Genomic DNA, 10,976 nt, shown 5'->3' on the forward strand with positions numbered 1-10,976 from the left:
GCCGCGTACAAGGCGGCGACCGAGTTCACGGGCAAACCCACGGTGATCCTGGCCAAGACGGTCAAGGGCTACGGTCTGGGACCGCACTTCGAGGGCCGTAACGCGACCCACCAGATGAAGAAGCTCACGCTGGAGGATTTGAAGGCGTTCCGGGATCATTTGCGGATCCCGGTCACCGATGAGCAGATCGATGATGATCTGTATAACCCGCCGTACTACCACCCGGGCATGGACGCCCCGGAGATCAAGTACCTGATGGAACGCCGCCGGGAGCTGGGCGGGTTCGTGCCCGAACGGCGCACCACACACGCCGAGGTGACCCTGCCCGGGGATAAGGCCTACGAGGTCGCCAAGCGCGGCTCGGGCAAGCAGCAGGCCGCCACGACCATGGCGTTCGTGCGCGTGCTCAAGGAACTGATGCGGGATAAGGACTTCGGGACCCGGGTGGTGCCGATCGTCCCGGATGAGGCACGGACCTTCGGCATGGACTCGTTCTTCCCGACCGCGAAGATCTACAACCCCAAGGGCCAGAACTACCTCTCCGTGGACCGGGACCTGGTCCTGGCGTACAAGGAATCCACCAGCGGGCAGATCCTGCACGCCGGAATCAACGAGGCCGGGTCGATGGCCGCGTTCACCGCCGCCGGGACCGCGTACGCCACCCACGGTGAGCCGTTGATCCCGATCTACGTGTTCTACTCGATGTTCGGTTTCCAGCGCACCGGGGACTCCATCTGGGCCGCAGCCGATCAAATGACCCGCGGATTCATCATCGGCGCGACCGCCGGGCGGACCACCCTCACCGGTGAGGGCCTCCAGCACGCCGACGGGCACTCCCCGATCCTGGCCTCCACCAACCCGGCGGTGATCACCTACGACCCGGCGTTCGGCTACGAAATCGGGCACATCATGCGCGACGGGCTCAACCGGATGTATGGGGACATCGGCGACGAACCCGAATCGTTCCGCAACGTCATGTACTACCTCACCGTCTACAACGAGCCCTTCATCCAACCACCCGAACCCGAAGGGCTCGACGTCCAGGGACTGCTCAAGGGCATCTACCTCGCCGCGCCGGCGAAGATCGATGGGCCCCGCACCCAGCTGCTGGCCTCCGGTGTCGCCGTCCCGTGGGCGATCGAGGCCCAACGGATCCTCGCCCAGGACTGGGGCGTCTCCGCCGACGTCTGGTCCGTGACCTCCTGGAACGAACTACGCCGCGACGGCCTCGCCGCCGAGGAAGACGCGTTCCTGAACCCCGATACCGAACCCCGCAAACCCTTTATCACCCAGCAACTCGAAGGCGCCACCGGGCCCATCGTGGCGGTCAGTGATTTCATGAAAGCCGTCCCCGACCAGATCCGCCAGTTCCTGCCCAACGAATTCGCGACCCTGGGCGCTGATGGCTTCGGTTTCTCCGACACCCGCGCCGCAGCCCGCCGCTACTTCAAGATCGACAGCCACTCCATCGTTGTCCGCGCCCTGGAAATGCTCGCCCGCCGCGGCGAAGTCGACACCACCGCACCCCGCGAAGCCATCGAGAAATACGCCCTCCACGACATCAACGCCGGCACCACCGGCACCACCGGAGGCGAAAGCTAACCACCACCCACCAACCACACCAACAAAACAACGACGACGGCAGGCAGGGCCACCAAACCCCACCCGCCGTCGTCGCTTTCATCTGGAGGCACGGAAGCCCGCAGTGCGCCCGGGCGGAGTGTCCACTTCGAGCGACCTTCCCAGGCGGGGTTTCAGCGGTGCCGCACCCGCTGGAGAATGTCGGCGAGTACCTGCCGCAGGGCTTCCCCTGGAGGTCGCCGGTTGCCGGGAGGGGGCAGGAAGAAGTCCGGATCCGATCCCCCCGCCTGATACAGGGAAGAAGTTTCCGGTGCGCTTGATGCCGCTGCTCGACCGTTTGGGGAATCCATGTCTGACGATCACCTAAGTTCCACATAGTGTAATTGTGCTTGCGTTATGTGGAAGTGTAGGTCTTCCGCATGGAGGCGGTCAATGGCCCCGAGGAATGAACAGGACTGGAAAGACGACAGTTGACAGACCCGGTGTGACAGGGGTTACACTTTCTCGTGAAATAGAAATTCCGCACTGCAGAAACATCGAATCAAGTCGATCCGTCGATGGTCAAGGGTGTTCAGCGCTGCAGTGGAAGACGACGAAAGCTGACACCCGCCATGAATCTGCACGACTTCAATTCCGCCCCTTTTCCAGCAGCCACCGCTGCCCTCAGCCCGTGCGTGGACGTACCCCGGTGGAGCGAGGAAATCGCAGCCGCACGCCCCTTCGCGTCAACGGAGGATCTCGTGTCCTTCGCCGCCACCGCGGCGCCCGGTTGGACCGAGGCGGAGTTGGACAGGGCGCTGCAGCACCACCCCCGCATCGGCGAACGAGCCGCCGGCACCTCGACGGAAGCGGACATGTCCCGTCGGGAACAATCCGGCGTCGACACCTCAGCCGACACGGCAGAGCAGTTGCTCGCCGGCAACCGGGACTACGAGGACAAATTCGGCCGGGTTTTCCTGATCCGGGCTGCCGGCCGCAGTGCCGAGGACATCCTCACCAGCCTTCGGCTCCGGTTGAACAACACGCCCGACGAGGAACTGCCTGTGGTTGCAGGACAGCTCAGGGAAATTGCCCTCATCCGTCTGGAAGGACTACTTCACTCATGACCAGCCATGTCACCACCCACATCCTGGACACCGGCACCGGACGTCCTGCCCGGGGCGTCACCGCTCAGTTGTCCCTCAAATCGGCAGAAGGCTGGGAAACGGTCGCTGACGGAACCACGGACACCGACGGCCGGATCAGGGACCTCGGCCCGGACCGGCTCGAACCCGGAACCTACCGCATCAGCTTCGGAACCGGCGAGTACTTCCACAGCACCGGGACCGAAACCTTCTTCCCCGAGGTGGTACTGACCTTCACCGTCTCGAGCCCCACCGAGCACTACCACGTACCACTACTCCTGAGCCCGTTCGCCTATTCAACCTATCGAGGAAGCTGATCATGACTGCAACAACGCAAGAGAACTCCACCCACGCACCTGCAGCCGACGGTGCAGCTGGAGGGCGCATCGTCCTTGGCCGGAACCAGTATGGAAAGGCCGAGGTCCGTCTCGTACGGATCACCCGGGACACCGACCGCCACGCCATCGAGGACCTCAACGTCACCTCCCAGCTGCACGGCGATTTCGAGTCCGCCCACACGGAGGGCGACAACTCGAAGGTGGTCGCTACCGACACCCAGAAGAACACCGTGTACGCACTGGCGAAGGACGGCGTCGGATCGCCCGAGGCCTTCCTCCTGCGGCTCGGCACCCACTTCACGGAATGCTTCGACTGGGTCACGGGCGGCCGGTGGGCAGCGGAGCAGTACGGCTGGGAGCGGATCAACGACCACGACCACGCCTTCTCACGCAACAAGTCCGAAACCAGGACGGCCGTGCTGCTGGTCGAAGGAGCACGCCGGCACCTGGTCGCAGGCATCCAGGACCTCACCGTCCTGAAGTCCACCGGATCCGAATTCCATGGCTTCCCGCGGGACCGATACACCACCCTCGCCGAGACGACGGACCGCATCCTCGCCACCGACGTCACCGCCAGGTGGAGGTACAACACCCTCGACGTCGACTTCAACTCGGTCTACGCAAGCGTCCGCCGCATCCTCCTCGATGCCTTCGCGCAGACGCACTCACTTGCCCTGCAGCAGACCATGTTCCAGATGGGCAAGGAAGTCCTCGAGGCGCACCCCGAGATCCAGGAGATCAAGATGTCGCTGCCGAACAAGCACCACTTCCTGGTGGATCTGGCACCCTTCGGACTGGACAACCCCAACGAGGTCTTCTTCGCCGCTGACCGCCCCTACGGCCTCATCGAAGCAACGGTCGAGCGCGAAGGCGCACCGGAGGAATCAGCGGTCTGGGCCAACACGCCCGGATTCTGCTGAGCCCGCTCCCGGGTCTATACCAGTATCCGGCCACGCGCCGGACCAGGAACAAATAACGCAGGAACAAATAACGCAGGAACAGACAAGCAGACAAGGAAGTCAGCTATGAAAGCACTGAAGACCAGAAACAAGAAGGCCGTTCTCCAGCGGCCCGAAGATGAACGGTTGCCGCTCGGCCGGTCTTTCACCTACGGACTGCAGCACGTCCTCACGATGTACGGGGGAATCATCGCGGTCCCGTTGATCGTCGGGTCCGCCGCGGGGCTCGGGCAGGACGAGATCGCCCTCCTCATCGCCTCCTGCCTGTTCATCGGCGGGGCGGCGACGATCCTCCAGAGCTACGGCGTTCCCTTCTTCGGTTCGCAGCTGCCGCTGGTCCAGGGAGTGTCCTTCGCCGGGGTGGCCACCATGATCGCCATCCTCGAGGGAGGCGGAGGTATCCAGTCGGTGTTCGGCGCAGTTCTGGTGGCGTCCGTGATCGGCCTCATCATCGCCCCGTTCTTCGCAAGGATCATCCACTTCTTCCCGCCTGTCGTCACCGGCATCGTCATCACCACCATCGGGCTGACGCTGCTGCCGGTTGCCGCGAACTGGGCCATGGGGGGTAACCCCAGTGCAGAGAACTATGGATCGCTCTCGAACATCGGTCTCGCCGCAGCCACCCTGGCACTGGTCCTCCTGCTGAGCAAGCTCGGCAACTCCGCCATCTCACGGCTCTCGATCCTGCTGGCGATCGTCGGTGGAGCAGTCATCGCCGCGGTCCTCGGCATCGCGGATTTCTCGGGGGTTATGGAGGGCGAGATCATCGCCTTCCCGCAGCCACTTGCCTTCGGATGGCCGACCTTCCAGGCTGCCGCCATCATCTCGATGATCATCGTGGTCCTCGTGACCATGACTGAAACCACTGCCGACATCCTGGCGGTGGGGGAGATCGCCAAGACTAAGGTGGACTCCCGCCGGATCGCTGACGGCCTCCGGGCCGACATGCTCTCCAGCGCCATTGCCCCCATCTTCAACTCGTTCACGCAGACCGCGTTCGCCCAGAACGTGGGACTGGTGGCGATCACCGGAGTCCGGAGCCGCTTCGTGGTCACCGCTGGAGGCGTGATCATGCTGGTCCTCGGCCTGTTGCCGTTGCTGGCCCGCATCGTTGCTGCAGTCCCGACGCCGGTGCTCGGCGGGGCCGGCGTCGTGCTCTTCGGCACTGTCGCGGCAAGCGGGATCAGGACGCTCGCCAAGGTCGATTACAAAGACAACATGAATCTCATCATCGTGGCCGTCTCGCTCGGATTCGGAATGATCCCGGTGGTCTCGCCGACCTTCTATGACGAGTTCCCCACCTGGTTCGGCATCATCTTCCACTCGGGAATCAGTTCGGCCGCCATCATGGCCGTCCTCCTGAACCTGCTGTTCAACCACCTGAAGGCCGGGAACTCGAGCCAGCAGTCGGTGTTCGCGGCAAGCCCGCCGCGCATGGTGCGGGCCGAGGAGCTCCAGGCCTTCCGCGACGGCGACCACTACGACGGCGGCAGGCTGATGGATGCCGACGGCACTGAGATTCCCGTGGTCAATGCCGCGCAGTATGTCCTCGTCCAGGAGAAGATCCAGAAGGGCGAGATCAGCCATACTGACGAGATACGCAGGATCTGCGCCTCGAGCGAATCGTCGGACGGCCCGGACCATGGAGGACGGAACGCCCAGGCATAGTCGCAGCGGCAGGCGGGGCCGGTCGGCCCCGCTTGCCGGCGGTTCGGAAGTCGGACGGTTCAAGAGTTGGACGGTTCAAAGGTCAGACCCAGATGGGATGTTGAGGAGCAGCATGGAACGGATTCAGGTAACGGTCAATGGGCAGGTTCGGAGCTGCGACGGGGTAAGCCCGCACACCAACCTGCTCGACTGGCTGCGCGATGAGGGACTGACCGGGTCCAAGGAAGGCTGCGCCGAGGGCGAGTGCGGTGCGTGCGCCGTGATGGTTTCGCGGCCCGACGGCTCCGACGGCAGCCGTTGGACCTCGGTCAATGCCTGCCTGCCTCCTGCTCTCGTCTTCGACGGCCAGGAGGTCGTGACAGCGGAGGGACTCGGCACTGCGCCGGGAGCCTGCGCGGTGAGGAAGCTGCACCCGGTCCAGCAGGAGATGGCGGAGCGTGGAGGGTCCCAGTGCGGCTACTGCACCCCGGGCTTCGTCTGCTCGATGGCGGCGGAATACTACCGGCCCGAGCGCACCACGAAGGCTTCGAGCAATGCGAACAGCCGGGCCGCTGACGGCGAGGCTCCGGACGGTTCTGCCCAGACCGGCACCTCCGTGGTCGGCGAGGAGCATGCGACCGACCACGAAACCGGTCCCAACGGCTTCGACCTGCACGCCCTGAGCGGGAACCTCTGCCGGTGCACCGGATACCGGCCCATCCGCGACGCCGCCTATGCCCTCAGCACTCCAGAAGGAACCGATCCGCTGCTGCGCCGCCAGGACAGCCCGGCTCCGCTTGCCCGCCCCACGAACAGCACGGCCGGCGGCGCACGGTTCGTCCGCCCGCAGACCATGGATGAGCTGTTCGGGCTTCTCGAAAATACCCCTGAGGCCAAACTGGTGTCCGGCGGCACCGATCTGGGGGTGGAGATCAACCTCCGCCACTCCCGGCCCTCCCTCGTACTGGCGATCGACCGGCTCGAACCGTTGAGGGTACTCACCGTGGGCGCCGACCGGATCGACATCGGCGCGGCACTGACCCTCTCCGAGGTGGAGCGCGGACTGGACGGGCGGGTGCCGCTGCTGAACCAGCTCTTTCCACAGTTCGCCTCGAGGCTCATCCGCAACGCTGCGAGCTTCGGCGGCAACCTGGCGACCGGCTCGCCGATCGGTGATTCCGCACCGGCGCTGCTGGCACTGAACGCCTCCGTGCTCCTGGCCTCCGGGAACGGTGAGCGGGAAATCCCCTTGAGCGAGTACTACACCGGATACCGCCAGAGCGTTCGAAAGCCGGGCGAACTCCTCCGTGCGGTGCGGATCCCGTTGCCGCTTGCCGGGCAGACCGCTTTCTACAAGATCGCGAAGCGGCGCTTCGACGACATCTCGAGTGTCGCCGTCGGCTTCGCGCTCCAGCTCGACGGCGACACCGTCTCCTCCGTGCGCATCGGCGTGGGAGGCGTAGCTGCCACCCCTATCCGGGCGCTCCGGACCGAGCAGGCTCTGCTGAATCAACCGTGGACCTATGAGCTCTTGGCAGACGCCGCAGCCATCATGGCCACCGAGGGCACGCCGATCGACGATCTGCGGGCCAGCGCCCGTTACCGCTCGGCCATGCTCGAACAGTCCATGCTCCGGTTCTACGCACAGACGCAACCCGCCACCCTGGAGGTATAACGGTGAAATCCCTCGCGAATCGCCCCGTCAATCCCGTGGTGGGAGTGCCGGTCTCCCATGAAAGTGCAGACCTCCACGTCACCGGTGAGGCGCTGTATACCGATGACCTCATTGTCCGAAGCGCGAACGTGCTGCACGCCTGGCCGGTCCAGGCCCCGCATGCGCACGCACTGGTCGAGTCGTTGAACACCGAAGCGGCGCTTGGGATCCCGGGAGTGGTCCGGGTCCTGACGGCGGCGGACGTGCCCGGGACCAACGACGCCGGCATCAAGCACGACGAACCGCTTTTCCCCAGCGAGGTCATGTTCTACGGGCATGCAGTGTGCTGGGTCCTGGGTGACACCCTCGAGGCAGCACGCCTCGGCGCTGAGGCCGTGCAGGTCGACTATCGGCCGCTGCCGTCCCTGCTGACCCTGACGGAAGCCATGGAGGCGGAGAGCTTCCAGGGCAACCAGCCGACCCTGACCCGGGGCGAGGCCGATACCGCCCTGGCGGCTGCTGCGCATCGATACAGCGGCGACATCGAGTTCGGCGGTCAGGAGCACTTCTATCTTGAAACCCATGCCTCCTTCGTCTACGTCGACGAGGGTGGGCAGATACTGGTCCACTGCAGCACGCAGCATCCTTCGGAAACCCAGGAGATCGTGGCCCACGTCCTCGGACTGCAAAGCTCCGAGGTGACGGTGCAGTGCCTGCGGATGGGAGGCGGCTTCGGCGGGAAGGAGATGCAGCCCCACGGTTACGCTGCCATCGCCGCACTGGGAGCCACCCTGACCGGCCGGCCGGTGCGGCTGCGGCTCACCCGGACGCAGGACATCACCCTCTCGGGCAAGCGGCACCCGTTCCACGCGCGTTGGGAAGCCGGCTTCGATGAGGAGGGCCGTATCCAGGCGCTGAAGGCCACACTGACCAGCGACGGCGGATGGAGCCTCGACCTGTCGGAGCCGGTCCTGGCCCGGGCCCTGTGCCATATCGACAACTCCTACTGGATCCCCAACGTGGAGGTCCACGGTCGGATCGCCAAGACCAACAAGACCTCCCAGACGGCCTTCCGCGGTTTCGGCGGACCGCAGGGCATGTTCGTCATCGAGGACATTCTGGGGCGATGCGCCCCGCTGCTGGGCCTCGACGCCGGCGAACTCCGGAAGCGGAACCTCTACGTCCCGGGGCAGAGCACACCCTATGGCCAGCCGGTCCGGCACGCCGAGCGGCTCCATGCCATCTGGCAACAGCTGCACGACCGCGCCGACGTCGAACGGCGTCGGGAAGAGATCGAGAGGTTCAACGCCTCACATCCGCACCTGCGGCGGGCCCTGGCCGTCACCCCGGTGAAGTTCGGCATCTCCTTCAACCTCACCGCGTTCAACCAGGCCGGTGCGCTGGTGCACGTCTACAAGGACGGGTCGATCCTGATCAACCACGGCGGTACCGAGATGGGGCAGGGGCTGCATACAAAGATGCGCCAGGTGGCCGCCACCGCCCTCGGGGTGCCTCTGGAGATCGTCCGCCTGGCTCCCACCCGCACGGACAAGGTGCCCAACACTTCGGCCACGGCGGCCAGCTCGGGTGCCGACCTCAACGGCGGGGCGGTCAAGAATGCCTGCGACCAGATCCGCGACCGCCTGGCAGAGGTGGCGGCACGCAAGCTGAACATCCACCCCGACGACGTCCGGTTCGCGAACGGCATCGTCACCGGAATCGGTTTCTCCGATCCGGGGATTCCCTTTGCGGACCTGGCGCGCGACGCGTATTTCCAGCGGGTGTCGCTCTGGGCCGCAGGGTACTACCGCACCGAAGGGCTGCACTGGGACAGTGCCCGCATGCAGGGCGAGCCGTTCAAGTACTTCAGCTATGGGGCAGCGGTCTCCGAGGTGGAGGTCGACGGGTTCACCGGCGCGTACCGGCAACTGCGGACCGACATCGTGCACGACGTCGGCGACAGCCTTTCGCCACTGATCGACGTCGGGCAGATCGAGGGCGGTTTCGTCCAGGGAGCCGGCTGGCTGACCCTCGAGGAGCTGCGCTGGGACGTTTCCGACGGACCACACCGCGGGCGCCTGGCCTCCCAGTCGGCGAGCACCTACAAGCTGCCCAGTTTCTCCGAGATGCCGGAGGAGTTCAACGTCCACCTCTTCGAGAAGGCTACCGAGGACGGCGTGGTCTACGGATCGAAGGCCGTCGGTGAACCGCCGATCATGCTCGCCTTCAGCGTCCGCGAGGCACTCCGCCAGGCGGCAGCCGCCTTCGGGCCAGGCGACCGGGAGGTCGAACTCGCCAGCCCGGCAACTCCCGAAGCCGTCTACTGGGCGATCACGCGTGCGCGGGAGGCCCAGGCGACACGCGATGCCGAGGCCGCCGCGCAGGCGGATCCGATACCTTTCCCGGTTCCCGCGCCGGCGCACTGAGATGGATTGACATGGACTGGTTGGAAGCGCTGCAGCGCCTGCGTTCAAGCGGCCGGCCGGGAGTGCTCGCCACGGTCACCGGGGTGCGCGGCCATGCTCCCCGGGAGGCCGGCGCGAAGATGCTCATCGGTGCCGACGGCGCCTGGGACAGCATCGGCGGCGGCAACCTGGAGGCCACGGTGATGGACCGTGCCCGGGCCATGCTCGACGCCGGCACCACCACCCCCGAAAGCCTCACGTTCCCGCTCAACGAGCGTGCCGTGACCCAGCACGGGAAGCAGTGCTGCGGGGGCGTTGTCGACGTCCTCCTCGAACCGTTCCTGGCCCGGCCCACCGTCGCCGTGTTCGGCGTGGGACACGTCGGCCACGAGCTGGCCCGGATCCTCTCCCGGCTGCCCATTCGCCTGCACCTGGTGGACAGCCGTGCCGAGCAGGTAGGTGCTGCACAGCTCGCCGACGTCGTCGGCGGGTTCGCCGAGGTCCACCCCGTCCACAGTCCTGTCCCGGATTCGATACTGGGCGACCTGCCGGCCGGTTCGCACGTGCTCATCCTGACCCATGACCACGCCGAGGATTTCCTCCTGTGCGATGCCGCACTGCGCCGGAGCGACCTGGGCTCGATCGGACTGATCGGCTCCAGCGCGAAATGGTCCCGGTTCCGTTCGAGACTGCTGGCCGAGGGGCACGAGGATGCCGTCGTCGAGCGCATCAGCTGCCCGATCGGGCTTCCGGACATCACGGGCAAGACTCCCGCGGTGATCGCCATCAGTGTCGCGGCCCGGCTGCTCCAGCTTCTTCCGTCGAACCCCGGCGAGCGGAACGGGGAGCACGAGGGCGGACCAGTCGCGACAGGCGCCGTCCCGTAGGGTCCGGCATGTCAAGGGACGCCGACGCCGGCACCCTTGCCGCCGTCGTGCCGGCAGGCGTTGTACGGACACAGACGAACGTGGGGCCCAGCCAATGGCTGGGCCCCACGTTCGTTTGTCAGCTGCTCACCCGACGGGATCGTCACTCATAAGGCGGTTCACTTTCACGCCGCTTCCGCGGGGGAGCCGTCGAGAAGTGGTGCCCGTCCGCCAGCAGCATCGCCGTACCGACGGGCAGGAAGGCCAGGGCCGGAAGCCACTGGGCGAATGCAAGAAGCCCGAGTGCGACGAGCAGGACGGCAAGTGCCGCGATCCGCATCGGTTTGTGCATGACATCCCTTCCGTCAGCAGCGAGGCTACACGCCGGCGGGCGGGTCGGGG

The 10,976-nt window shown here is 65.9% G+C and carries 9 protein-coding genes; 8 read left to right on the forward strand and 1 reads right to left on the reverse strand.

Features of this window, described 5'->3' with window-relative positions; all coding sequences use genetic code 11:
- The 8 genes from Y705_RS0106665 to xdhC form a co-directional block, all read left to right on the forward strand.
- A partial coding sequence (locus Y705_RS0106665; protein ID WP_026532289.1) for a transketolase-like TK C-terminal-containing protein occupies positions 1–1,602 on the forward strand: 1,602 nt, incomplete at its 5' end.
- 590 nt (positions 1,603–2,192) lie between these two features.
- Complete coding sequence (gene uraD, locus Y705_RS0106670; RefSeq protein WP_026532290.1) at positions 2,193–2,687, forward strand: 2-oxo-4-hydroxy-4-carboxy-5-ureidoimidazoline decarboxylase; 495 nt, start codon at positions 2,193–2,195, stop codon at positions 2,685–2,687.
- Positions 2,684–3,022 (forward strand): hydroxyisourate hydrolase, encoded by a 339-nt coding sequence (uraH, locus tag Y705_RS0106675; RefSeq protein WP_026532291.1) that lies wholly within the window; start codon positions 2,684–2,686, stop codon positions 3,020–3,022. The genes uraD and uraH overlap by 4 nt, the downstream gene beginning before the upstream one ends.
- Before the next feature lie 2 nt (positions 3,023–3,024).
- Positions 3,025–3,963, forward strand: a complete 939-nt coding sequence (gene pucL / locus Y705_RS18025; protein ID WP_081737856.1) for a factor-independent urate hydroxylase — start codon at positions 3,025–3,027, stop codon at positions 3,961–3,963.
- A 105-nt stretch (positions 3,964–4,068) separates the two neighbouring features.
- Positions 4,069–5,670 carry a nucleobase:cation symporter-2 family protein gene (locus Y705_RS18030; RefSeq protein ID WP_081737857.1) on the forward strand — a complete coding sequence of 534 codons (1,602 nt, stop codon included), beginning with the start codon at positions 4,069–4,071 and terminating at the stop codon, positions 5,668–5,670.
- Between the two features lie 112 nt (positions 5,671–5,782).
- A complete protein-coding gene (locus Y705_RS0106700; protein WP_026532294.1) occupies positions 5,783–7,324 on the forward strand; it encodes a xanthine dehydrogenase small subunit in 1,542 nt (513 codons plus the stop codon).
- Between the two features lie 2 nt (positions 7,325–7,326).
- Positions 7,327–9,729 carry a xanthine dehydrogenase molybdopterin binding subunit gene (gene xdhB, locus Y705_RS18035; RefSeq protein ID WP_049822385.1) on the forward strand — a complete coding sequence of 801 codons (2,403 nt, stop codon included), beginning with the start codon at positions 7,327–7,329 and terminating at the stop codon, positions 9,727–9,729.
- An 11-nt stretch (positions 9,730–9,740) separates the two neighbouring features.
- Complete coding sequence (gene xdhC, locus Y705_RS18040) at positions 9,741–10,595, forward strand: xanthine dehydrogenase accessory protein XdhC (protein ID WP_081737858.1); 855 nt, start codon at positions 9,741–9,743, stop codon at positions 10,593–10,595.
- Positions 10,596–10,737: 142 nt separating this feature from the next.
- Here xdhC and Y705_RS0106715 read toward each other — a convergent pair.
- The coding region (locus Y705_RS0106715) for a hypothetical protein (RefSeq protein ID WP_216698756.1) at positions 10,738–10,976 on the reverse strand (239 nt) is incomplete at its 5' end.

Source organism: Arthrobacter sp. H41 (genome assembly GCF_000520535.1).
GTDB lineage: Bacteria > Actinomycetota > Actinomycetes > Actinomycetales > Micrococcaceae > Arthrobacter_D.